This window comes from Sphingobium sp. 15-1 (assembly GCF_013375535.1).
GTDB lineage: Bacteria > Pseudomonadota > Alphaproteobacteria > Sphingomonadales > Sphingomonadaceae > Sphingobium > Sphingobium aromaticivastans.
This window is the reverse complement of record NZ_JABXJG010000001.1, coordinates 723,604-746,642: the sequence shown is the minus strand read 5'-3', so window position 1 is coordinate 746,642 and position 23,039 is coordinate 723,604. Positions and strand designations below refer to the sequence as shown.

Here is a 23,039-nt window from a genome sequence, read left to right as displayed (position 1 = left end):
GGAAAGGAAATAGCATCTGGCGATTTCCTCCCTAACCTCCGTTCGTTTCGAGCGTAGTCGAGAAACGGGAAGCACTCACATATCGTTTCTCGACTACGCTCGAAACGAACGGAGGTGGGTGCGGGTGGCTCGACATGAGCGTGTGTTCCGGCATAATCAAATCATGGCGTTCTGGACCTATATGCTGCGATGCTCGGATGGGCGCTATTACACCGGGCATACTGATAATCTTGAGCATCGGATCGGACAGCATCTGATTGGCCAGGGCAGCCAGTTCACGCGCAGGCGCTTGCCAGTGACGCTAGTCTGGAACGAGGCCTTTTCTTCGCGGGTCGAGGCTTTGGAAGCGGAACGGATCGTGGGTGGCTGGTCCAGAGCCAAGAAAGAGGCGATGATCGTGGGGAACTGGTCCTTGGTGTCGCTTCTGGCTCGGCCGCCGCGTGAGCGTTTCTCGACTTCGCTCGAAACGAACGGAGTTCGGGAGACACACCCAAAATGAGTCTCTCCCCCGCTTTCCTCGACGAATTGCGTGCCCGGACTTCGCTCTCCACCCTGATCGGGCGGACAGTGAAGGTGCAGAAGGCAGGCCGTGAATATAAGGCCTGCTGCCCCTTCCATAATGAGAAGACGCCCAGCTTCACCATCAATGACGAGAAGGGCTTCTACCATTGCTTCGGTTGCGGCGCGCATGGGGATGCGATCCGCTGGATGACCGATCAGCGCGGCCTGCCCTTCATGGAGGCCGTCAACGAGCTGGCGCAGGTGGCCGGCATGGACGTCCCGGCTCCCGATCCCCGGGCGGCGAAACGGGCGGAGCAGGCCAAGGGGCTGCACGATGTCATGGCGGCGGCACAGGGCTTTTTCGAAGAGCAGCTTGGCGGCATTGAAGGCGCGGAGGCGCGGGCATACCTAGAGAAACGCGGGATCAAAGCGGCGACGCTCAAGACCTTCGGCTTCGGCTTCTCTCCGGATGGGCGCGGGCGGCTCAAGACCGCGCTCAAGGATTTGGGCGAGCCCTTGCTGGTCGAAGCGGGGTTGCTGATCGATCCGGACGGCGCCGAGCCGGATGACGAAAAAACCAGAAAGCGCGATAGTTACGATCGTTTCCGGGGCCGCCTCATGCTGCCGATCCGGGACATCAGGGGCCGGGTCATCGCCTTTGGCGGGCGGATTCTGGGCGCGGGCGAGCCGAAATATCTGAACTCGCCTGACACGCCGCTCTTCGACAAGGGGCGGACGCTCTACAATATCGACCGGGCGTCACCGGCCAGCCGCCAGGCCGGGCGGATCATCGTCGTCGAAGGCTATATGGATGTGATCGCGCTGGCGCAGGCGGGTTTTGGCGAGGCGGTTGCGCCGCTCGGAACCGCGCTCACCGAGCATCAGATCGAACGGCTGTGGAAGATGGCCGATGTGCCGATCCTCTGTTTCGACGGCGATTCGGCCGGTCAGAAGGCCGCGATCCGGGCGGCGACCCGCGCCCTGCCCTTGCTGCGGCCCGGCATGAGCCTCGCCTTTGCGACCCTGCCGGGCGGGCAGGACCCCGACGACCTGATCCGCAACGAAGGGCCCGCGGCCATGGAGGCTGTGCTGAGCGCGGCCGAACCGTTGGTCGAACGCCTCTGGAAATATGAGCAATCGGCCGCCCCACTAGACACGCCGGAGCAGAAAGCCGCGCTCAAACAACGGCTTTCCACGATCACCGACGCCATCGCGCATCCCGATGTCCGGGCGCATTATGTCCATGCATTCCGCGAACGTTATGATGCGCTGTTCTTTGCGCGCCCGGCTTTTGCGCCCAGGCATCAGCGCGGCGGCGGCGCCCGCTCGGGATGGCAGCGGGACCGGCGGGGCAATTGGAAGCCCCCTCTCCCGCCCGCCGGGAACGAGGCTCGGGCGATTGGCGCCAGCGGCATGGAACAGCGGCTGCTGCGGGCCGTTCTCGCCAGTCTGCTGCGGCATCCGGAGCAGATCGCGCTGCACCGGGAAATGCTTTCCGGCCTGCGAATCGCTGATGCCGCGCTTGCCGAACTGCTGAACGTGATGATCGCCGCCTCTTTCGGCAAAGAAACAGTTGAAACAGGTGGCCTCCTTACCATATTGGGGCAAGGTGAAGTGTATAATATGGCGAAGGGGATGCTTCGGGCCGACACGTTCACATTCACCCCTCACAGAAGCAAGGCCGACTCGGATCGCGTGCAGCGCGATCTGGACGAGGCCATTCGGGTGATGGCGCAAGGACCAGAGCTGGAGGCGGCGTTGGCGGAAGCCACCCGGCGGGCGAGAGACGACCTCAACGAGGATACCTTTGCCGAGCAGCAAAGGGTCCGGCAGTTGAAGCTGGATCATGATAGCCGCCTGGCGGAACTGGCGCAGTCCGAAGATATTGTATGATTGGGTTCAACCCTGTCGGGTTGGCGGAGTTAAGGCGAATAAATGGCGAGCAAGGCGAACGGCAAGGGTGCGGGCGAGGATCAGGATACCGGCGATGCGCCGCTGCTGGATCTGAATGAAGCGTCGGTCAAGAAGCTGATCGCCCGCGCCAAGAAGCGCGGCTATATCACCTATGACGAGCTGAACGATGCGCTGCCGCAGGACCAGATGTCCTCCGAGCAGATCGAGGACATCATGTCCGCGCTCAACGAGATGGGCGTCAACATCGTCGAAAATGAGGAAGCCAGCGAGGATGGCGACGATCAGCGCGACGACAGCGATGACGACAGCAGCGAGGATGGCGCCGAGGATGACGGATCTCCGCGTCCGGTAACCGAGAAGAAGAAAGAGACGGTCGACCGCACCGACGACCCGGTGCGCATGTATCTGCGCGAAATGGGCGCGGTGGAATTGCTCAGCCGCGAGGGCGAAATCGCCATCGCCAAGCGGATCGAGGCCGGTCGCGATACCATGATCCTGGGCCTGTGCGAAAGCCCGACGACCTTCAACGCGATCATCGAATGGTCGACCGCGCTCAACAATGGCGAGATGCAGTTGCGCGAGATCCTCGATCTCGACGCCATGCTGTCCAAGGACCCGGCTCCGGAAAATCTGGAGGAAGGCGCCGAGGATGATGATGGCGAGATCAGCGAAAAGACCGCTGGTCCCAGCTTCAAGGAAGAGGAAGAGCCGGAGGAGGAATCCGCCGATGCCGACGAGGATGAGGACGGCCTGACCGAACGTCGCGCCCGCCGGATCGAAGAAGAGGAAGAGGAGGACAACACCCTTTCCCTCGCCCAGATGGAAGAGACGCTGAAGCCGATGGCGCTGGAGAAATTCGCGACCATCACGGAGATTTTCCGCGCCTTCTCCAATGCGCAGGAAACGCGCATGATCGCCATGGCCATTGGCGAGACGCTGAGCCAGCAGGAGGAAGACGAATATCAGGAACTGCGCGAGCGGTTGACCGCCGAGGTCGAGAGCGTCCAGTTCCACCAGCAGAAGATCGAATATCTGGTCGATCAGCTCTATGCCTATAACCGGCGCCTGACTGCGCTGGGCGGGCAAATGCTGCGCCTGGCCGAGCGGCACAAGGTCAGCCGCAAGGATTTCCTCGACCGCTATGTGAACCATGAGCTGGACGACGGCTGGCTGGACAAGATTTCCGGGCTGGACAAGAAATGGGCTGCCTTCGCCGCCGCCGAGGGCCGCGCGGTCGAGCGCATCCGCACCGAGGTGAGCGAGATCGCGCAGGCGACCGGCATGTCGCTTTCGGAGTTCCGCCGCATCGTCAACATGGTGCAGAAAGGCGAGCGCGAAGCGCGCATCGCGAAGAAGGAAATGGTCGAGGCGAACCTGCGTCTTGTCATCTCCATCGCTAAAAAATATACGAACCGCGGCCTGCAATTCCTTGATCTTATTCAGGAAGGCAATATCGGCCTGATGAAAGCGGTCGATAAGTTCGAATATCGGCGCGGCTATAAATTCTCGACCTATGCGACCTGGTGGATTCGTCAGGCGATCACCCGCTCGATCGCGGATCAGGCGCGGACCATCCGTATCCCGGTCCATATGATCGAGACGATCAACAAGCTGGTGCGCACCAGCCGCCAGTTCCTGCACGAGCAGGGCCGCGAGCCGACTCCGGAGGAGATGGCCGAGCGCCTGTCCATGCCGCTGGAGAAGGTGCGCAAGGTGATGAAGATCGCCAAGGAGCCGATCTCCCTCGAAACGCCGATCGGTGACGAGGAGGATTCGCATCTGGGCGATTTCATCGAAGACAAGAATGCGATCATCCCGGTAGACGCCGCGATTCAGGCGAACCTCAAGGAAACGGTCACCCGCGTCCTCGCCTCGCTGACGCCGCGTGAGGAACGCGTGCTGCGCATGCGCTTCGGCATCGGCATGAACACCGACCATACGCTGGAGGAAGTGGGCCAGCAGTTCAGCGTGACCCGCGAACGCATCCGCCAGATCGAGGCGAAGGCGCTGCGCAAGCTCAAGCATCCCAGCCGCAGCCGCAAGATGCGCAGCTTCCTCGACCAATAGAGGCGTTTTGACAGATAACGCCGCCTCGGCAAGCCGAGGCTTATGATAGGTAGGGGCGCCTCGGCAAGCCGAGGCCTCTGATGGGTAGGGGCGCCTCGGCAAGCCGAGGCTAAGGCGCGGTAAAATGATCCAAAAGGGCGGTTTTCGGACCGCCCTTTTTTCATGGCGTAAACTCCTCTTTTACCTCGTCTCTCTACGGTCGCTTCGACGTGGCCGCGCCAGCACCGGGGCCCAGGGGAAGATGATGAGCGAAGCAGCACCGCGCTATCAATTTGGCGACGTATCGCAGATTTTGGAGGCCGTCATTGCCGCCGACGGCACGGCCGGCCATAGCTATGCCAGCGGCGCGCGGACGAGCTTCGGTCCAAATGCAACGCTGTCCCTGCCCGATCTGGCCGATGCAGCCTATTATCTCTGCCTGCTCCATGGCCGGCATCCCGGCGTCATCGACCATGCCGCCACGCGCTCAGCCGACAATGCGGCGCGGAGCTGGCTGATCCAGGCGGCCGACGCCTTTGCGCGGGAACGGGCCTATCTGACGCAGGTGACGGTCGCCGTCGGCCCCGCCCCCAGCACCGCTGGGCAGAGCGATTGCGAAACCGTCGTCAGCCAGCAGCGCCATGCGCTCGACATGCTGGCCCAATCCGACCGTCGCGGCTGCGCCATGGGGGCGGCGATCGCGCTGGTTCTCGATTGGCGGGCGGTGCGCCATATGCTGGACATCGCCGCGATCCGCGTCGGGCTGGAACCCCATGTCTGCGATCTTCCCGAACGCGCAGCGACGCTGGAGGTCGCCCGGGGAATCGGCGGGGATGACGCGGTCGATCGGGCCATATTGTTCGGAGCGCGCCAGTTGCTCAATCAGCATCGCGGGCTTTGGGACGTGCTGCAGGCCCGCGCAAAGATCCGCGCCGGCAAGGATCAGGTCCTGAACCGCGCATAAAGGCTTTGCGCTCCATCCCTGCTTTGCCATAGTTGGCGAAACGCAGACAGGATGAGAAGCAAGCATATGCGGTTTGAAGGCACGCAGGATTATGTCGCCACCGATGATCTGAAGGTGGCCGTCAATGCCGCGGTGCTGCTCCGCCGCCCCCTGCTGGTGAAGGGCGAACCGGGCACGGGTAAGACCGTGCTGGCGCAGGAAATCGCCAAGGCACTCAATGCTCCGCTGATCGAATGGAACGTCAAGTCGACGACCAAGGCGCATCAGGGCCTGTATGAATATGATGCCGTGGCCCGGCTGCGCGACGGTCAACTGGGCGATCAGCGCGTTCACGACATCGGCAATTATATCCGCAAGGGCAAGCTGTGGGAGGCCTTCACCGCCCCCACCCTGCCGGTGCTGCTGATCGATGAGATCGACAAGGCGGACATCGAATTCCCCAACGATCTGTTGCAGGAACTCGACCGCATGGCCTTCCATGTCTATGAGACGGGCGAGACGGTGGCGGCGAAGGAACGGCCAGTGGTCGTCATCACCTCCAATAATGAGAAGGAATTGCCGGACGCGTTCCTGCGCCGCTGCTTCTTCCATTATATCAAATTCCCCGATCGGGAGACGATGCAGGCGATCGTCGACGTGCATTTTCCCGGCATCCAGAAGATATTGGTCAATCGCGCGCTGGAGATTTTCTACGAAATCCGAGACGTGCCGGGGCTCAAGAAAAAGCCTTCGACCAGCGAATTGCTCGACTGGCTGAAGCTGATCCTGGCCGAGGACATGCCGCTCGACGTGTTGCAGGACCGCGATCCCACCAAGGCGATCCCGCCGCTCCACGGCGCGCTGCTGAAGAACGAGCAGGACATCATGATGTTCGAACGGCTTGCCTTCATGGCCCGAAGGCAGGGGCGGTGACGACCATCCCCTGCGCCTGATTGGAAAGGTTCGACCCATGGCTCATCAAGCCGGATGCCTGTGCGGACAGGTGCGGATCGGCATCGATGCGGAGCCGATGGCGGCGCGCATGTGCTGGTGCAGGCTCTGCCAATATCTGGGCGGCGGGTCCGGGACGGTGAATGTCTGCTTCCCGTCCGACAGACTGACGGTCACGGGCGAAGTGCGCTGGCATAAAAATGTCGCTGACAGCGGCAATGCGATGCGGCGCGGCTTCTGCCCCGAATGCGGCACGCCCCTGTTCAGCCTGGCCGAATCGCGCCCGCATTTGACCTTCATCCGGGCCGGAGCGCTGGACGATCCCGATCTTCTGGGGCCTCAGGCGGTCATTTGGACCGACGCGGCGCCCGCCTGGGCGCATCTGGACCCTGATCTGCCCCATTATCCGGCACAAATTCGTCCCGTAGCGTAAAAGCCCGCTTGCACGGACCCTGCATTTCCGCTCAACTTTCCTTCTGAGATTCAAAGCCGCGAAAAGACGGTCATGAATGGGGAAGGATGCCAATGCCCAAGCGTGCGTTGTCCCTTTTGTCGGCGGTGCTGGCCTTGTCAGCGCCCGCGTTCGCGCGCGCCGCCGAGGAACGGGAAGCCTGGACACCGACTGCCACCGCCCTGCGCGCGGACGCCGCCGGGATCAGCATGCCGCAAAGCGTGGCCGGCCTGTCGCTCTCCAAGAGCGGGGAGGTTTCCAACGGCGGCAAGGGTATCGACAATTACGCGCAATATCTGTCGGACGACGGCGCGATCCAGGCAACGCTCTACGTCTATCTGCCGAGCTATGCTGACGCCTCCCTCGCTGCCTATATGACGGACAAGGCGGTGATGGAGCGGTTCGGCGCCAGGACGCATCGCACCGCTTATGCCAGCGTGGCCGTGGCGGGACGGGACGGCAGCGCGATCCGCGCCGTCTATGATGACGCGGCGGATGGAGCGCTCACCACGGCGGCGGCTTTCCTGCATGCGGGGCGTTGGGTGGTGAAGCTGCGCGTCACCGGGCCGACGGAGCGCCGCAAGGAAGTGCTGGCCGGGTTGGACGGAATGCTGGCCGGCCTTCGGTTCGATGACCCGGCTGGGCTTCACGCCACGAAACCGGCGCGGCTGGCGGCGTGCCCCGCCCAAGAGGAAGGCGATGCCCGCCTGACAACGCGGACCGCTGCTGGGCCTGTCGATATTTCCCTGCCGCGTGAAGGGCGGGAACCGCTCTGTGTGCGGGGCAAGGTCGATACGGCGGACGGGAGCTACGACATCCTTCAGCAAATCGGCGCTGCGGATGGCGCGATCATCGTGCCGTTGGACGATGCGGGAACCGTGGTCGCGTTCGATCCGGCGAAGGCGGGCCAGGGCTATCAGCTTTCGATCCATTCCGTGGGTCAGACCGACCTTTACGGCATCTATGACAAGGTGCCGACCGCCCGGCAGATCGCGCAGATATTGGACGGGAAAGATCCCCAGACCGCCCAGGCCGGGGCGACCGCCGATTATGCCGCTAACGGCGAGGTGACGGTGCGGACGGCGAGCGCGAAGCTGCGCTGACAGTCAGTTGGGTATGGAGGGATTAATCTGATGGTCAATATTGGCCAATCCAAGACATTCCCCTCCCGCAGGCGGGAGGGGTTAGGGGTGGGTGCGAGCGCAGCGAGCTTCCAGCTTAGCCGTTGAAAATTCACGCTGATGTCGCGCCAGCCCACCCCCTAGCCCCCTCCCGCCTGCGGGAGGGGGAATGTCCTGAAACCACCCAATCTTGCCATACTGGCACTCAGATCAGATAGCCGACCTCATAAAGACCCCAGCGCCGTCCGCCGAATTTCAGCGGCACGAACACGCTGCGCAGCGCGCGATAGCGTCCTTCGCCCAGATCCTGGCGGTAGGTGAACAGGAAGAAGTCCCCTTCCCCGTCCAATGCGCGGCGGGTCTGGCTGTCCATGAATATCTGCCGATTGCGCGCATGTTCCATATTCCAACGCGTCTGGCTGGGCCGCTGCGGCTGGCTGCGCGCACTGATATGGGTGGGCAGATAGCCGTTCATGTCGATCAGGCAGCAGCCGACGATCGCGCTGTCCTGCGCCGTCCGCCGGTCGAGCAAAGGCTGTACGAAACGGTCGGCAAAAGTGGTGAAGCCATTTTCATATTGCGCCGGTTCGGAACCGGGCAGCGGCCGATAGGCGGTGTCGAACAGACCCGCCATGTCCATTTGCCCCTCGGCCAGCGCCTGTTGGATCAGCGCCTGCATCTCTTCAGCGCCCTCTTCGGCCATCGCGATGTAGCGGCTGTTGCGCGTGACCAGACCGCTATGGGCAGATGTGTTGAGCATGGCGTTCGCCATCCCCTCCAGACCTTCCAGATGGCCGCGCGCGGTTTCGACGCGGGTGGCGCTTTCCGTCGCGGATCGGCTGAACCGGGCAAGGCCCTGCCGCAGCGCGGCCACGTCGCTGTCGGCCTCGTCCGTGCAAGTGACGATCGTGTCCGACCGGTCCCCGAATTGCGTCACCAGAGAAGCGATTTCGGCCATGCTGATCCGCAGCGTGTCGATATGGGAACCGACATCGCGGCCGCGCAGGATATTGGCCTCCACCCCGCCGATCAACTGGCGCGCATCGCGGTCGAGCTGGCCCAGCTTGTCACCCACGGATGCGGCGGACTCCCCCGCCTGCCCCGCCAGCCGCCGGATTTCGTCCGCCACCACGGCGAAACCCTGGGTCGCCTCCCCGCCCCGTGCCGCCTCGATCGCCGCGTTGACGCCCAGCAGCCGGGTCTGGCGGGCGATGGCGCCAAGCTGGTCGGAAATGTCGCCTACCGTTTCGATGACGTGCAGAAACTGGCGCAAATGCCCTTCCAGGCCCGTCACATTTTCGATGAGTTCGGTGATCTGCCCCAACGACCGCCCAATGGTTTCGTGCCCCTGGGCAATGATGGTGCCGGCCCGGCGCGCCGTCAGGCTGAGTTCCTGCGCTGCCAGCACGCTTTCATTCTGGCTGACGGCCAGCGTTTCCATGGTCGATTGCAATTCGCCCAGATGCGCGGAATCCGCCTGGATGCGCCGCGTCAGCTCCCCCAGGAAGCCCGCCGTTTCGCTGCATTGCAATGCGATGTCGCCCGATCGCTCCCCCAGATCAGTCAATAAATCCCCGTTTTCCAATGATCGCCGCCCTATTCCGCCCGATATGGATACTGCCTTGTTAACGATGCATTGCAACACTTAACATTCCGACAACGCCGCGGAGCTTGCATACTCGGCCAAGCTGACGGACAAGGGCGCCGTCATGATGCTCAATTTCCTCGACGCGCTGCGTGCTGCCGGCATCCCCGCCAGCATCAAGGAACATCTGCTGCTGCTGGAGGCGCTGGATCGCGACGTGATCGGGCAGCGGCCGGAGGATTTCTATTATCTCGCCCGCGCCACCTATGTGAAGGATGAGGGGCTGATCGACCGCTTCGACCAGGTGTTCGCCCGCGTGTTCAAGGGCGTGCTGGGCAATGAGGGCGTCGAGGCGGAAATCCCCGAGGAATGGCTGCGCCTGGTCGCGGAGAAATTCCTGAGTCCGGAAGAGATGGAGAAGATCAAGTCGCTGGGGAGCTGGGACGAGATCATGGAGACGCTGAAGAAGCGGCTGGAGGAGCAGAAGGAGCGTCATCAGGGCGGCAACAAGTGGATCGGCACTGGCGGCACGTCCCCCTTCGGCCATGGCGGCTATAACCCCGAAGGCGTGCGGATCGGCGGCGAAAGCAAGCATAAGCGCGCCATCAAGGTGTGGGAAAAGCGCGAATTCGCCAATCTGGACAATCAGAAGGAACTGGGCACCCGCAACATCAAGGTGGCGTTGCGGCGGCTGCGGCGCTTCGCGCGGGAGGGCGCTGCGGACGAGCTGGATCTGGAAGAGACGATCCGGGGGACGGCGCGGCAGGGCTGGCTGGACATCCGCATGCGGCCGGAACGGCACAATGCGGTGAAGCTGCTGCTGTTCCTGGACGTCGGCGGATCGATGGACCCGTTCATCACGCTCTGCGAGGAACTATTTTCGGCGGCGACCAGCGAATTCAAGAATATGGAATTCTTCTACTTCCACAACTGCCTCTACGAAGGCGTGTGGAAGGATAATAAGCGGCGCTTTTCGGAACGGACGCCGACCTGGGACGTGCTGCACAAATATGGGCATGACTATAAGGTGATCTTCGTCGGGGACGCGGCGATGAGCCCCTATGAGATCAGCCATCCCGGCGGGTCGGTCGAGCATATGAACGAAGAACCGGGCGCGACGTGGCTCAGCCGGGTGCTGCATACCTATCCGGCGGCGGTGTGGCTGAACCCGGCGCAGGAGGCGCATTGGGGCTATAGCCAGTCGACCAAGATGATCCGTGAGATCATGAACGGGCGCATGTATCCGCTGACCATCGAGGGGATCGATGACGCGATGCGGGAATTGACGCGGAAGCGGTGAATCGAAGCTGAATTTGGTTCAATTGGCGTCTTGATTGCGGTCAACGTCGAGGCGGGAAGCAGGTTTTTAAAAACACTCCGTGCTCCTGCCTTCGCAGGAGCACGGGGCTTAAAATGGGTGGGGAGCTTTTAGAATCTCACGCCGATCATCGAACCCACACCATAATCGGCCGCGCCTTTGCTGAGACCGGCGGTGCCGTAAAGCGTGAAGATCAACTTTTGCGCGACCGGGGTGCTGAAGGCGCCGAACAGTTCCTGGCTGTCGCGGGCGAAGTCGCTGGTGGACTCGCGATAATCATAGGAGGCGATCAGCACGGATCGGCCCAGCATCACGCTCGCGCCGCCCGACGCCGTCCAGGCATTGTGCAGGTCGAAGCCCGACGGGTCGCCCGGCATGCGATAGCCGACATTGGCGAAGGGCGTGATGGCGCCGAAGCTCTTGGAGATTTCCGCCGCGACCGTCACGTCGGTCTTGCCGGTGCCCAGCGCTTTGGAGCGGGAGGCGGTGGGGAGCTTGACGCGAGCCGAAAGATCGAGGCCGAAGCCAAACTGCTCTTCGGGAATCTGATAGCCGATGCCCAGGGTCAGGTCGCCCAGGCCGCTGCGGGTGGTGCGCGGCGCGTTCGGATCGATGATGACGCCGCCCGATCCGCCGCCGACGATTGCGGACGAGCCGTTGATGCGCAGCCAGGGCAAGGTCGCGGTGAAGCGAAGCTGGCCGGTGCGGTAGCGCAGGCTCATCGGCACGACCAAGATATGGGTGTCGGAGCCGGTGCCGTAATCGCCGCTGCTGTAATCGATGCCAGTGATCGCGGTCAGGCTGCCGCCTGTGGACGAAGCTGTGGATAAGCCTGTGGACGGTTCTTCGGCCTGGGCGGTTTGCGGGCCGCTTTGCGCCGCGATCTGCGCCAGGGCGGGCGATTCGCCTGCCGTCATGGCCATGCCGGCGACGGCCAGCGTCATGATCCCCTTCATGGATTTCCCCTCCATAGGCCAAGCGGGGCGGACCCTTGTTGGGCCCGCCCTCGCTTTTCATGCGTCATGCGCGGTCAGCTACCGCGAGCGGAACGGGCGGTTTCCTTGGCGGAGGTGGCCGTTTCCCGGGCAGCGCTGGCATTGGCGCGGGCGTCCTGCGCAGCGCGGCGGGTTTCAACGGCGGAGGAACGGGCTTCCGACGCGCTGCTGCGCGCATCGGTGGCAGCGCTGCGGGCCTCGGTCGATGCGGTGCGCGCGTCCTGGGCCACCGCCGTGGCGCCCTGCACATCCTGCAACGTGCCCTTTACATTGGCATCCTGCAACGTGCCCTTCACATTACTATCCTGAAGCACGCCTTTGACATTGCTGTCCTGAAGGGTCCCCTTCACATTGCTGTCCTGAGCCTGTGCGCCAGTGGCGGCCAGAACGGCAAAGCCGATGAGGGGAAAGGTAAATCTGGTCACTGCGACTCTCCTATGATGTGACACCCCCGGGCACTTCCGGTTCGAAGCCCCGCCCTTATGTTGCTGATTTCTTTCCCAAGCGGAATCGACCGAAAGAATTAGTTTCGGAATATTGGAGATGAACATCCGTTCAGGGAAATATATTGGCCGGAATTATTGATGATTTACGGCGGGATAGAAGGAAGAGATAAGGCTTTCGGAGAGGTTCGTCGCGGTCAAGTATCGGGTGATATGTGCAAAATGGGCGACCAAAGGCGCCCGAATGGGCGGAAATGGGGTGGATACAGCCATTCCCTTTCTCGTCACCCCGCGCTTGATCCGGCGTGACGGAGGCCAGCCGATTTTGACCGTGGGCAGACTAGGTGGCGTGGACAAATTCAGGGCACGCCGGAATGACCGATTTGGGTGGATTCAGGACATTCCCCCTCCCGCAAGCGGGAGGGGGCTAGGAGGTGGGCTGGCGCGACATCAGCGTGAATTTTCAACGGCTAAGCTGGAAGCTCGCTGCGCTCGCACCCCCCTAACCCCTCCCGCTTGCGGGAGGGGGAATGTCTTGGATTGGCCATTTCCCGACATTCCGAATTTGTCCATGCTACCTAGGCCGGGTTGAAAAGGACGCCGCCGGTCATAGGTTGCGGCGCGCCGGTGGTGCCGGGGAAGCTGATCGGCAGGCCCTTCAGGTGGCGGACGGCCATATAGGCGAAACCTTGCGCTTCCAGGGCGTCCCCGTCCCAACCGAGTTCGTCCACCGCACGGACCTCGGCTCCGCTATAGGTGGCCAGCATCCGCATCAGCGTGGCATTGTGGCGACCGCCACCCGCAGCGTAGATACGAGCCGGGCGCTCAGGGAGATGATCGAGGGCTCTTGCCACGGCGGCGGCGGAAAAGGCCGTCAAAGTAGCCGCGCCATCCTCCAGCGAGAGACCGCGCATGGCGTCGATGGTGAAGGCTTCCCGGTCTATGCTCTTGGGGGGCGCGACGGCGAACCAGGGGTCGGAGAGCATCTGCGCCAGTCGGGCCTGATCGATGTCACCGCTGGCGGCGGCGGCGCCATTTTCGTCGAAGCTGCGGTCGCTATGGGTCTGCATCCAATTGTCGATCAGGCCGCTCGCCATGCCTGTATCGAAGGCGACGATCTCTCCGTCGGATGCAATGGCGGTGATATTGGCGACGCCGCCAAGGTTCAGGACGGCGACCGGCTTGGGAAGGTCATAAGCCAGGGCGCGGTGATAGACGGGAAGCAACGGAGCGCCCTGCCCTCCGGCGGCAACGTCGGCGCTGCGCAGGTCAGCCACGACCGGGATGCCAAACGCGCCCGCGAGCGCCGCGCCGTCCCCGATCTGCCAGGTCCAGCGCCGTTCGGGGCGGTGGGCTACGGTGTGGCCATGGAAGCCGATAATGGCGATGTCCTGCGTGACATGACCACTGCGGGCGAGGAGGTCGGAGACCGCCTCCACATGGAGTTCGGTCAGTTCTTCCTCGACCGCGTGGATCAGGGGTTCGAAGCCGGGCTTTTCCATGGTCATGGCGCGCTGGCAGGCTTCGGCCAGGCGGAGGCGGAAACCCTCGCCATAGGGCATGGCGTGGAAGGCGACGCCTTTGCTGACGCCATCTCCGTCGGTCTCGATCAGCGCGGCGTCTATGCCATCGCGGGAGGTGCCCGACATCAGGCCTATTGCCAGCATGGGGTGACTGTCTGTCATGGCCTGTCTTGCTGCCCCTGAAATGCGGAGAATCAACTTTGGCGTGACTATCAACATAATGGTGACGATGACAAACCGCGATGCTACAGGGCGCCGCACTATGACCAGCTATTCCTCCGATCTGCTCCGCCTGCTCGAAACGCGTGGCTATATTCACCAGTTGACCGATGCGGAGGGGCTGGACGCCCTTGCCGCCAAGCAGATCGTGCCGGGCTATATCGGCTTCGATCCGACGGCGCCTTCGCTGCATGTGGGGCATCTGGTGTCGATCATGATGCTGCGGCAGTTGCAGAAGGCCGGTCACAAGCCGATCGTGCTGATGGGCGGCGGCACCGGCAAGATCGGTGATCCCAGCTTCAAGGACGAGGCGCGCAAGCTGCTGACCACCGATCTGATCGCGGAGAATGTCGCGAGCATCAAGCGGGTGTTCGAGCGCTTCCTGACCTTCGGGGACGGGCCGACCGACGCGATCATGCTCGACAATGCCGAATGGCTCGACAAGCTGGAATATATCCCGTTCCTGCGCGACATCGGCCAGCATTTCTCGGTCAACCGGATGCTGAGTTTCGATTCGGTGAAGCTGCGGCTGGATCGGGAGCAGTCGCTCTCCTTCCTCGAATTCAACTATATGATCCTTCAGGCCTATGATTTCCTGGAGCTGTCGCGGCGGTCCGCCTGCCGGTTGCAGATGGGCGGGTCGGACCAGTGGGGGAATATCGTCAACGGGGTCGAACTGGCCCGGCGCGTGGACGGGACGCAGGTGTTCGGCCTCACCACGCCCCTGCTGACCAACGCCGACGGGACCAAAATGGGCAAGACCGTCGGCGGCGCGGTGTGGCTGAACGAGGATCAGCTCTCCAACTACGATTATTGGCAGTTCTGGCGGAATACCGCCGATGCCGATGTCGCGAACCGGCTGCGGCTGTTCACCGACCTGCCGATGGATGAGGTGGAGCGGCTGGCCGCGCTTCAGGGTGCGGAGATCAACGAGGCGAAGAAGATACTCGCCAATGAGGCGACGGCGCTCTGCCGCGGGGCAGAGGCGGCTGCGCTGGCGGCGGAGACCGCGCGCAAGACTTTCGAGGAAGGCGCTTCGGATGCCAATCTGCCGACCGTCAGCCTGGGCGCAGAGGGGCTGAACGTCGTTCAGGGCACGACCGCCCTGGGCTTTGCGGCGTCCAACAAGGAAGTGCGGCGGAAGCTGGCGGAGGGGGCCATTCGGGTGAATGGCGAGGTGGTCAGCGATCCAGCTCTGGTGCTGAAACCGGGCGACAAGCTCAGCTTCGGCGCGAAGAAGCATGGGCTGGTAACCGCCTGAAATCAAAAGAGCGTATATAGGACATTAACCAAATGGGGTAAGGAAGATTCTATCTTCCCTACTCTAATCTGGGGACATGCCTTCGATGTTCGCCAGCCTTTCCCATCTGAACCAGTCGCGCGATCCCGCGATCAACCAGCGGCGCGCGCAACGCGATCTGGTCGATATGGTGAGCCATATCACGGCGCAGGGACGGACCCACGGCACGCGGATCATCAATATCTCAGCGCTTGGGCTGATGTGCCGGACCGAGGCGCAACTGGCGATCGGGGAACGGGTGACGATCTGGCTGCCCATCGTGAAGGAGCAGGCCGGGGAAGTGCGCTGGGCCGAAGAAGGCCGGATCGGCGTCGAGTTTCGCGAGCGGATCGAAGCCCGCACCTATGACGCGATGCTTTCCCTCATTCCGCCGCGGCAGACGGCCTGGTAAAGCCCTCCCCCGCCTCCAACCGGTGGCGCGATCGGACCAGGGCTTGCGGCATTTGCGTGCGCAGATAGTGCATCATCGCTTCCCGGACTTCGCAGCGCAGGTCGAAGGCGATGCCGGCGTTGCGGGCGCTGAGCAGGCCGCGCAGTTCCAGCGCATCGGCGCGATGGTCGGTGACTTGCAATATCGCGACGCGTCCGTCCCAGCGGCTGTTGGATCGGACGGCTTCGATGAATTGGGCGCGGATCGGCTCTATGTCCGTGGCGGGATCGACATAGAGGAAGACGGTGCCGAGCAGGTCGGCGGTTTTCGTCGTCCAGTTCTGGAAGGGTTTTTCAAGGAAAGTGGAGACGGGGACGATCAGGCGGCGGTCGTCCCAGAGGCGGACGACCACATAGGTGAGCTTGATGTCCTCCACCCTGCCCCATTCGCCCTCCACGATCAGCACGTCGTCCAGGCGGATGGGTTCGGAGAAAGCCATCTGGATACCGGCGATGAGGTTCTTGAGCGCGGGCTGGGCTGCGGCGCCGACCGCGAGGCCCGCAAGGCCCGCTGACGCCATCAGCGTGACGCCGACGGTGCGGACGCCGGGGATGGCGATCAGCATCAGCGAAATGATGAGGAAGCCGATGATGCACTGCGCCACCCGGTAGAGGATGCGTATGCGGGTATGCTGGCGGCGCGCCTTGAGATTATCCTCGACCGTGATGTCGCTGCGCCGCTCCAGGATGATGCGGGTGGCGCGCATCATCGAGAAGATCAGCCAGCCCATGAGCAGGATGAACAGCATTTTCGAACCGATGGACCAGATCCCCTCGACCTTTGCGCTGAAGGTGAGCGATTGGACACCTGCCGCCAGGGTCATGAGCACGATCAGCCAGCGGGTCGGGTGATAGAGAGCGGGAAGGATGACCGGCTCGATCTTCATGCGGCGGACGATGCGGGTGCCCAGCCAATAAGCGAACCAGTGGAGCAGGAAGGCGACGAGGACCGACAGAGCGATGGAGACCGCCGCCATCGGCGTTATGTGGTGCAGGCTGATGTCGGATTGCATGGTTTTGCAACGACATGAGGGCCGGATGGTTTCGCGGATGCAGCAATCGGTCGGGGTGAAGCGTGTTCCTGCGAAGGCAGGAACCCAGTTCGGGCGGTTGTGCGGCTATCGAACGGCGGGACTGGGTTCCTGCCTTCGCAGGAACACGATAGTTTCTAGCTGTTTCGCTAGCCGCTGCGGAGCAGGCCTACGGCGGCGTCCCGCTCGAAGAGGTAGAGACAAGTCCGGGCCGCTTCGCCTCTGGCGTCGGTCAGGCCGCCGTCGCGATCGATGAGGAGATGGGCGTCGTCCCGGGCGGAATCGAGCAAGGCCGAGAGATGTTCAGGGGTGGCGAGTTTGAGTTGCTGTTCGCCCGACTGGCGGGTGCCCAGAATTTCGCCGGCGCCGCGCAGGCGCAAATCCTCTTCGGCTATACGGAAGCCGTCATTGGTTTCCCGCATCAGGGCGAGGCGGGCGCGGCTGGTTTCGCTGAGCGCGCCGCCGCGAAGCAGGATGCAGACGCTGTGATTCTGGCCCCGGCCCACGCGGCCCCGTAGCTGGTGGAGCTGCGCGAGGCCGAAACGCTCGGCGCCTTCGATGATGATGAGGTTGCTGTTGGGAACGTCGACGCCGACTTCGATGACAGTCGTGGCGACGAGGATTTTCGTCCGGGCGGAGGCGAACGCCTCCATCGCGGCGTCCTTTTCCGGCCCCTTCATGCGGCCGTGGACGAGGCCGACCTGTTGCCCGAAGCGCATTTTCAGCATTTCGGCGCGGGCTTCGGCGGCGGCCTGATCGCTGGTTTCGCTTTCCTCGACTAAGGGGCAGACCCAATAGGCCTGGCCGCCGCCTTCGACATGGCGGGCCAGGGCTTCGACCACCTCATCCAGTCGGTTGGCGGACATGACGACCGTCTGGATCGGCTGGCGGCCGGGGGGCATCTCGTCCAGGCGGGAGACGTCCATTTCGCCATAATAGGTCAGCGTCAGCGTGCGCGGGATCGGGGTCGCCGTCATCACCAGCAAATGCGGGGTGCGCTCGGCCTTAGAGGTGAGCATCATGCGCTGGGCGACGCCGAAGCGATGCTGTTCGTCGATCACCGCGAGGGCGAGATTCTTGTAGCGGACGGCTTCCTGAAAGATGGCGTGGGTGCCCACGAGGATGTCGATGCTGCCGTCCGCGAGGCCCATCAGGGTGGATTCGCGGGTTTTGCCCTTTTCCCGGCCGGTGAGGATGGCGATGGTGATCGGCAGACCGGATGCCATCTTGCGCAGGGTTTCATAATGCTGGCGGGCGAGGATTTCGGTGGGGGCGAGGAGCGCGCCTTGAGCGCCCGCTTCCACCGTGTTGAGGAGCGCCATCAGGGCCACGAGAGTCTTGCCTGAGCCTACGTCGCCTTGCAGGAGGCGAAGCATGGGGACGGGCTGCGCCATGTCGCCTTCAATCTCCCCGAAGGCGCGGCGCTGGGCGCCTGTCGGTGCGAAGGGCAGTTGCAGCATGGCGCGCAGGCGGCCATCTCCGGCGATGGGAACGCCCTTGCGCTTGCGGGAGGACTGGCGGACCAGCATCAGCGCGAGCTGGCCCGCGAAAATCTCGTCATAGGCTAGGCGCTCGCGGGCCTTGGCGTCGCTGGGGTCGGCGTGGATGCGGGTGAGCGCCTCGTGCCATGTGGGCCAGCCCTTTTGCGCGAGCAGGCTGGGTTCGATCCATTCGGGAAGGTCTGGGGAGCGGCTCAGCGCCTGTGCGGCGAGGTCGCGCATGCGGTTGTTGGTGAGTCCCTCCGACAGCCCATAGACCGGCTCGCGGGAGGGGATGGTCGCGGCTTCCTCCGGCGGAAGGACATAGTCCGGGTGGACGATCTGGAGATTGTCGCCATAGGCTTCCAGCTTGCCGGAGATGAATTTGGGTTCGTTGAGCGGGAGCAGCTTGCGGGGCCAGGCGCTGTTGCGGCCGAAATAGACCAGCGCGACACTGTTGCCATGCTTGTCCTGCGCGATGACGCGGAAGGGCGCGCGGGCGCTGCCGGAGGCGCGATAGTCGGTCGGGGTAAGCTCTATTCCGATGACGCGGCCGGAGTCGGAGAGAATCAGTTCGTCCACCATGCGGCGGTCGATGAAGCTGACGGGCAAGTGGAACGCCACGTCGACGGCGCGGGCCAGACCCAGGCGCTCCAGCGGTTTGGCGAGCGCGGGCCCTACGCCTTTCAGCGCTTCGATTTCGGTGAAGAGTGGGTTGAGGATATCCGGGCGCATGGTTATGGCCCTTCCTCTAGCCCAGCCGGGACGATGCGCAAACATCCGATCGGTGATTTTGGCATGTCTGCGCAAGGAACAAATTGTGAACGAAGATCCCCGCATCCGCCGCCTGCAATTCCGGGCCTGGCATCGTGGCATCAAGGAAGCGGATCTGGCCGTGGGCGGCTTCTTCGATCGCTATCATGCGGAATGGGGCGAGGAAGAGATCGCCTGGTTCGAGCGGTTCATGGATGAGCAGGATGCCGACATCATGGCCTGGGCCATGGGCGTGCTGCCGGTGCCGGAGGAGTGGCAGGGGCCGATGTGGGACAAGTTTGCGAAGCTGGATTTTGTGGAAGTGGGGAAGAAATAGCGCCCCTTTCCGTCATCCCCGCGAAGGTGGGGATCCATCTCCTGACGGAGCATCCAGACGCAAGGCCGGGAGATGGATTCCCGCCTCCGCGGGAATGACGAAGTAAAAATGACCGATCTTCTGAAAATCCTCAAAGCGCAAACCCCCATCACCCTTTCGGGGGTTCCGGCCGGATTTCAGCCCTGGTTGCTGGCGGACATTGCCCGGGCGGCGCCTTCGCGCGCCCTGTTCGTCGCGCCCGACGAACAGCTCATGCGCGCGGTGGCGGATACGGCGCATTATTTCGCGCCGGAGATCGAGATTGTCGAAATTCCCGCATGGGACTGCCTGCCCTATGACCGGGCCAGTCCCTCGCTGCGGACGGCTTCGGCGCGGTTGGCGGGGCTTTATGCGCTTCAGGGGAAGCCCAAGGGACCGCAGCTTGTTCTGACGACGCTCAATGCGCTTACCCAGCGGACCCTCACCCCCTTCCGTGTGCGGCAGTTGGTGGCGAAGCTCGCGCCCAAGGAGCGGATCGCGATTTCACGGCTGGCGGAGATGTTGCAGGCCAATGGCTATGTGCGGACCGATACCGTGCATGACCGGGGCGAGTTCGCCATTCGCGGCGGCATTGTCGACCTGTTCCCCGGCGGCGAGGAACAGCCGTTGCGGCTCGATTTCTTCGGGGATGAGATCGAGACGGTGCGGCGCTTCGACCCGGCCGACCAGCGGACCAGCGGGAGTGTCGAGGGGTTCACGCTGCTCCCCGCTTCCGAGGCTCTGCTGGACGAGGAAACGATCAAGCGGTTCCGGGGGCGTTATCGCGAAACGTTCGGAGCCACGGCGACGGGCGATCCACTTTATCAGGCGGTGAGCGACGGGCGGCGGCTGGCGGGGATGGAGCATTGGCTGCCGCTGTTCGAGGAACGGCTGGTGCCAATGACCGAGCATCTGGGCGACGACACGCTGGTCGTGCTGGATCACGGCGTAGCGGGCGCGGCCGAGGCGCGGTTCGAGGCGATCCGGGACTATCATGCCAATCGAGTGCAGGCGAAGTCGTCCGATCCGGGGGCTTATCGGCCTTTGGAGCCGGGAGCGCTGTATCTGGACGCGGGGGAATGGGACGGGCTGGTTCGCGAGTGGCCCATGCACGCGACCACGCCCTTTCATGAGCCGGAAAGCCCCAGCGTCCTTGATTTCGAGGTCGACGGACCACGCGATTTCGCGCCGGAGCGGGCGCAGAACGCCAATGTCTATGAGGCGGTGGGCAAGCATATCGCCTCGCTCCAGCGGGCGAAGAAAAAGGTGGTCATCGCCAGCTATTCCGGGGGTGCGCGGGAGCGGCTTTCGGGGTTGTTGGTCGATCATGGACTGAAGCGGGTCGCGGCGGCGGATAGCTGGCAGGAGGCGCTGGGGATCGCGGCGGGCGGGAGCACGGTGCTGACCGTGTTGCCGCTGGACCATGGCTTTGCCGCGCCCGATGTGGCGGTGCTGACCGAGCAGGACATGCTGGGCGACCGGCTGGTGCGGCGGGCCAAGCGGAAGAAGAATGCCGACGCCTTCTTGCAGGAGCTGGCGACGCTCTCGCCGGGCGATCTGGTCGTGCATATGGACCATGGCATCGGCCGCTATGAGGGGCTGACGCAAATCCCGGTCGCCAAGGCGGCGCATGACTGCGTGGCGCTGGAATATGCGGGCGGCGACAAGCTGTATGTGCCGGTGGAGAATCTGGAGGTTCTCTCCCGCTATGGCTCCGACAGCGAAGGGGTGAGCCTAGACAAGCTGGGCGGCGAGGCGTGGCAGCGGCGCAAGGCGCGGATGAAGGAGCGCATCCGCGAGATTGCGGGCGAGTTGCTCAAGACGGCGGCGGAGCGGGCCTTGCGCGCCGCGACCGTGGCGGAACCGGATAGCGCGGGTTATCCGGCGTTCGTGGATCGCTTCCCCTATCAGGAGACGGAGGATCAGGATCGCGCCATCATGGACGTGGTCGAGGATCTGGGCGCCGGAAGGCCGATGGACCGGCTGGTCTGTGGTGATGTTGGCTTCGGCAAGACGGAGGTGGCCTTGCGCGCCGCTTTCGTGGCGGCGATGGCGGGGATGCAGGTGGTGGTGATCTGTCCGACCACCCTGCTCGCCCGGCAGCATCACATGAATTTCGAGGAGCGTTTCCGGGGCTTCCCGGTCAATATTGGGCGCCTGTCGCGGCTGGTGCCGGATAAGGAGGCAAAGGCCGTTAAGGCGGGGCTGGCCGATGGGACCGTCGATATAGTGGTGGGCACCCATGCGCTGCTGGCCAAGGGGCTGGAGTTCAAACGGCTCGGCCTCGTCATCGTCGACGAGGAACAGCGCTTCGGCGTCACGCACAAGGAGCGGTTGAAGTCGCTCAAGACCGATGTGCATGTGTTGACGCTGACGGCGACGCCGATTCCGCGTACCTTGCAGATGGCGATGTCAGGCTTGCGGGAACTGTCCGTGATTCAGACGCCGCCGGTGGATCGTCTGGCGGTGCGGACCTACATCATGCCCTGGGACGGGGTGGTGATCCGTGAGGCGCTGCTGCGCGAGCATTATCGCGGGGGGCAAAGTTTCTTCGTGGTGCCGCGCATTTCCGATCTGACAGAGGTGGAGGAGTTCCTTCGGACCGAGATTCCGGAGGTTCGGCCCGTGGTCGCGCATGGGCAGATGGCGGCGGGCGAGGTCGAGGAGCGGATGTCGGCCTTCTACGACAAGCGTTATGACGTGCTGCTGTCGACCACTATCGTTGAGAGTGGGCTGGATATTCCTTCGGCCAATACGCTGATCATCCATCGGGCGGACCGGTTCGGGCTGGCGCAACTGTATCAGCTTCGCGGTCGCGTCGGGCGGTCGAAGACGCGGGCCTATGCCTATTTCACCACGCCCGCGAACCGGGTGATCACCGAGACGGCGGAGAAGCGGCTGAAGGTGCTGTCCGATCTGGACACGCTGGGGGCTGGATTCCAGTTGGCCTCCCATGACCTCGATATTCGGGGCGCGGGCAATCTGGTCGGGGATGAGCAGTCCGGGCATATCAAGGAGGTCGGGTTCGAACTCTATCAGTCGATGCTGGAGGATGCGATTCTGGAGGCAAAGGCCGGTGGGGCGGGGATTGAGAAGCGGGAAAGCTTCTCGCCGCAGATCAGCGTGGATGCGCCGATCCTCATTCCGGAGGATTATGTGCCGGACCTGGATTTGCGGATGGGCTTGTACCGGCGCTTGAACGAGGTCGAGGACCGGCAAGGGCTGGAGGCCTTTGCAGCCGAGTTGATCGACCGGTTCGGGAAGCTGCCCGCGCCGACGCAGAATCTCTTCAAGGTCATCGAGATCAAGCAGAATTGCGTCACCGCCAATATCGCCAAGATCGACGTGGGACCAAAGGGCGCACTGGTCAGCTTCTTCGAGGATCGCTTCCCCCGGCCCGAGGCGCTGGTGGCCTATATCCAGCGGCTGAACGGCGTGGCGCGGCTGCGGCCGGACAGCAAGGTCGTGGTGAACCGGGTCTGGGCCGATCCGGGCGCGCGGTTGAATGGGGCCTTGCAGCTTTCGAAGGGGTTGGCGAAGGCTGCGGGTTAGCGTGCGGTGCTCCTGACATGGCTAGCGCCAGCACCGCTTTGTTATCTCTCGGAAAACAGCCAGCAACAGTCGCAATCTACATCCTGCGTCGATGACCGGGCAGCAAAGTCCGGCATCGAGCAGGAGAATTT

Annotated in this window: 18 protein-coding genes; 12 read left to right on the top strand and 6 right to left on the bottom strand. The window is 63.4% G+C overall.

All coding sequences use genetic code 11. From position 1 onward, the window contains the following. Positions 1–163 precede the first annotated feature (163 nt). From HUK72_RS03435 to HUK72_RS03405, 7 genes are all read left to right on the top strand, one after another. Positions 164–499 carry a GIY-YIG nuclease family protein gene (locus HUK72_RS03435; protein ID WP_176595544.1) on the top strand — a complete coding sequence of 112 codons (336 nt, stop codon included), beginning with the start codon at positions 164–166 and terminating at the stop codon, positions 497–499. Next, complete coding sequence (gene dnaG, locus HUK72_RS03430; RefSeq protein WP_176595543.1) at positions 496–2,394, top strand: DNA primase; 1,899 nt, start codon at positions 496–498, stop codon at positions 2,392–2,394. The genes HUK72_RS03435 and dnaG overlap by 4 nt, the downstream gene beginning before the upstream one ends. Before the next feature lie 42 nt (positions 2,395–2,436). Beyond that, the gene (gene rpoD / locus HUK72_RS03425; protein WP_176595542.1) at positions 2,437–4,482 is read left to right on the top strand and encodes an RNA polymerase sigma factor RpoD; all 2,046 of its coding nucleotides are present in this window, start codon (positions 2,437–2,439) and stop codon (positions 4,480–4,482) included. Between the two features lie 244 nt (positions 4,483–4,726). Then, the gene (locus HUK72_RS03420) at positions 4,727–5,425 is read left to right on the top strand and encodes a hypothetical protein (protein ID WP_176595541.1); all 699 of its coding nucleotides are present in this window, start codon (positions 4,727–4,729) and stop codon (positions 5,423–5,425) included. 66 nt (positions 5,426–5,491) lie between these two features. Further along, positions 5,492–6,337 carry a MoxR family ATPase gene (locus tag HUK72_RS03415; RefSeq protein ID WP_176595540.1) on the top strand — a complete coding sequence of 282 codons (846 nt, stop codon included), beginning with the start codon at positions 5,492–5,494 and terminating at the stop codon, positions 6,335–6,337. Positions 6,338–6,374: 37 nt separating this feature from the next. After that, positions 6,375–6,788 (top strand): GFA family protein, encoded by a 414-nt coding sequence (locus tag HUK72_RS03410; protein WP_176595539.1) that lies wholly within the window; start codon positions 6,375–6,377, stop codon positions 6,786–6,788. Between the two features lie 92 nt (positions 6,789–6,880). Then, on the top strand, positions 6,881–7,909 hold the full coding sequence (locus HUK72_RS03405) for a hypothetical protein (RefSeq protein WP_176595538.1): 1,029 nt from the start codon (positions 6,881–6,883) through the stop codon (positions 7,907–7,909). A gap of 223 nt (positions 7,910–8,132) precedes the next feature. On the opposite strand, the gene HUK72_RS03400 is transcribed toward HUK72_RS03405, so the two are convergent. Next, on the bottom strand, positions 8,133–9,512 hold the full coding sequence (locus HUK72_RS03400) for a methyl-accepting chemotaxis protein (RefSeq protein WP_176595537.1): 1,380 nt from the start codon (positions 9,510–9,512) through the stop codon (positions 8,133–8,135). Between the two features lie 124 nt (positions 9,513–9,636). Here HUK72_RS03400 and HUK72_RS03395 point away from each other — a divergent pair, with 124 nt between their 5' ends. Continuing rightward, positions 9,637–10,812 (top strand): VWA domain-containing protein, encoded by a 1,176-nt coding sequence (locus HUK72_RS03395; protein ID WP_176595536.1) that lies wholly within the window; start codon positions 9,637–9,639, stop codon positions 10,810–10,812. Positions 10,813–10,940: 128 nt separating this feature from the next. Here the strand turns inward: HUK72_RS03395 and HUK72_RS03390 are convergent, their stop codons facing one another. The 3 genes from HUK72_RS03390 to HUK72_RS03380 form a co-directional block, all read right to left on the bottom strand. Next, positions 10,941–11,786 carry a transporter gene (locus HUK72_RS03390; RefSeq protein ID WP_176595535.1) on the bottom strand — a complete coding sequence of 282 codons (846 nt, stop codon included), beginning with the start codon at positions 11,784–11,786 and terminating at the stop codon, positions 10,941–10,943. A 74-nt stretch (positions 11,787–11,860) separates the two neighbouring features. Next, positions 11,861–12,250: a hypothetical protein gene (locus HUK72_RS03385; RefSeq protein ID WP_176595534.1), complete on the bottom strand. Its 390-nt coding sequence runs from the start codon at positions 12,248–12,250 to the stop codon at positions 11,861–11,863. Positions 12,251–12,846: 596 nt separating this feature from the next. Beyond that, positions 12,847–13,935 carry an anhydro-N-acetylmuramic acid kinase gene (locus tag HUK72_RS03380; RefSeq protein WP_176597723.1) on the bottom strand — a complete coding sequence of 363 codons (1,089 nt, stop codon included), beginning with the start codon at positions 13,933–13,935 and terminating at the stop codon, positions 12,847–12,849. A gap of 118 nt (positions 13,936–14,053) precedes the next feature. On the opposite strand from HUK72_RS03380, the gene tyrS reads away from it, so the two are divergent. Both tyrS and HUK72_RS03370 read left to right on the top strand, forming a co-directional pair. After that, on the top strand, positions 14,054–15,271 hold the full coding sequence (gene tyrS, locus HUK72_RS03375; protein ID WP_176595533.1) for a tyrosine--tRNA ligase: 1,218 nt from the start codon (positions 14,054–14,056) through the stop codon (positions 15,269–15,271). A 76-nt stretch (positions 15,272–15,347) separates the two neighbouring features. Next, positions 15,348–15,701, top strand: a complete 354-nt coding sequence (locus HUK72_RS03370; protein ID WP_176595532.1) for a PilZ domain-containing protein — start codon at positions 15,348–15,350, stop codon at positions 15,699–15,701. On the opposite strand, the gene HUK72_RS03365 is transcribed toward HUK72_RS03370, so the two are convergent. Continuing rightward, on the bottom strand, positions 15,673–16,752 hold the full coding sequence (locus HUK72_RS03365; protein WP_176595531.1) for a mechanosensitive ion channel family protein: 1,080 nt from the start codon (positions 16,750–16,752) through the stop codon (positions 15,673–15,675). The genes HUK72_RS03370 and HUK72_RS03365 overlap by 29 nt on opposite strands. A gap of 167 nt (positions 16,753–16,919) precedes the next feature. Next, the gene (gene recG / locus HUK72_RS03360) at positions 16,920–18,983 is read right to left on the bottom strand and encodes an ATP-dependent DNA helicase RecG (protein ID WP_176595530.1); all 2,064 of its coding nucleotides are present in this window, start codon (positions 18,981–18,983) and stop codon (positions 16,920–16,922) included. 85 nt (positions 18,984–19,068) lie between these two features. Here recG and HUK72_RS03355 point away from each other — a divergent pair, with 85 nt between their 5' ends. Beyond that, complete coding sequence (locus HUK72_RS03355) at positions 19,069–19,338, top strand: succinate dehydrogenase assembly factor 2 (RefSeq protein WP_176595529.1); 270 nt, start codon at positions 19,069–19,071, stop codon at positions 19,336–19,338. A gap of 108 nt (positions 19,339–19,446) precedes the next feature. Further along, complete coding sequence (gene mfd, locus HUK72_RS03350) at positions 19,447–22,908, top strand: transcription-repair coupling factor (RefSeq protein ID WP_176595528.1); 3,462 nt, start codon at positions 19,447–19,449, stop codon at positions 22,906–22,908. The last annotated feature ends 131 nt before the right edge of the window (positions 22,909–23,039 follow it).

Excerpts from the sequence above, each read along its gene's own strand:
- HUK72_RS03380 (WP_176597723.1), bottom strand. The coding sequence starts at position 13,935 with ATGCTGGCAATAGGCCTGATGTCGGGCACCTCCCGCGATGGCATAGAC.
- HUK72_RS03435 (WP_176595544.1), top strand. The coding sequence starts at position 164 with ATGGCGTTCTGGACCTATATGCTGCGATGCTCGGATGGGCGCTATTAC.
- HUK72_RS03420 (WP_176595541.1), top strand. The coding sequence starts at position 4,727 with ATGAGCGAAGCAGCACCGCGCTATCAATTTGGCGACGTATCGCAGATT.
- dnaG (WP_176595543.1), top strand. The coding sequence starts at position 496 with ATGAGTCTCTCCCCCGCTTTCCTCGACGAATTGCGTGCCCGGACTTCG.
- recG (WP_176595530.1), bottom strand. The coding sequence starts at position 18,983 with ATGCGCCCGGATATCCTCAACCCACTCTTCACCGAAATCGAAGCGCTG.
- HUK72_RS03390 (WP_176595535.1), bottom strand. The coding sequence starts at position 11,786 with ATGAAGGGGATCATGACGCTGGCCGTCGCCGGCATGGCCATGACGGCA.
- HUK72_RS03405 (WP_176595538.1), top strand. The coding sequence starts at position 6,881 with ATGCCCAAGCGTGCGTTGTCCCTTTTGTCGGCGGTGCTGGCCTTGTCA.
- HUK72_RS03370 (WP_176595532.1), top strand. The coding sequence starts at position 15,348 with ATGCCTTCGATGTTCGCCAGCCTTTCCCATCTGAACCAGTCGCGCGAT.
- tyrS (WP_176595533.1), top strand. The coding sequence starts at position 14,054 with ATGACCAGCTATTCCTCCGATCTGCTCCGCCTGCTCGAAACGCGTGGC.
- HUK72_RS03395 (WP_176595536.1), top strand. The coding sequence starts at position 9,637 with ATGATGCTCAATTTCCTCGACGCGCTGCGTGCTGCCGGCATCCCCGCC.
- HUK72_RS03410 (WP_176595539.1), top strand. The coding sequence starts at position 6,375 with ATGGCTCATCAAGCCGGATGCCTGTGCGGACAGGTGCGGATCGGCATC.
- HUK72_RS03365 (WP_176595531.1), bottom strand. The coding sequence starts at position 16,752 with ATGCAATCCGACATCAGCCTGCACCACATAACGCCGATGGCGGCGGTC.
- HUK72_RS03415 (WP_176595540.1), top strand. The coding sequence starts at position 5,492 with ATGCGGTTTGAAGGCACGCAGGATTATGTCGCCACCGATGATCTGAAG.
- rpoD (WP_176595542.1), top strand. The coding sequence starts at position 2,437 with ATGGCGAGCAAGGCGAACGGCAAGGGTGCGGGCGAGGATCAGGATACC.
- mfd (WP_176595528.1), top strand. The coding sequence starts at position 19,447 with ATGACCGATCTTCTGAAAATCCTCAAAGCGCAAACCCCCATCACCCTT.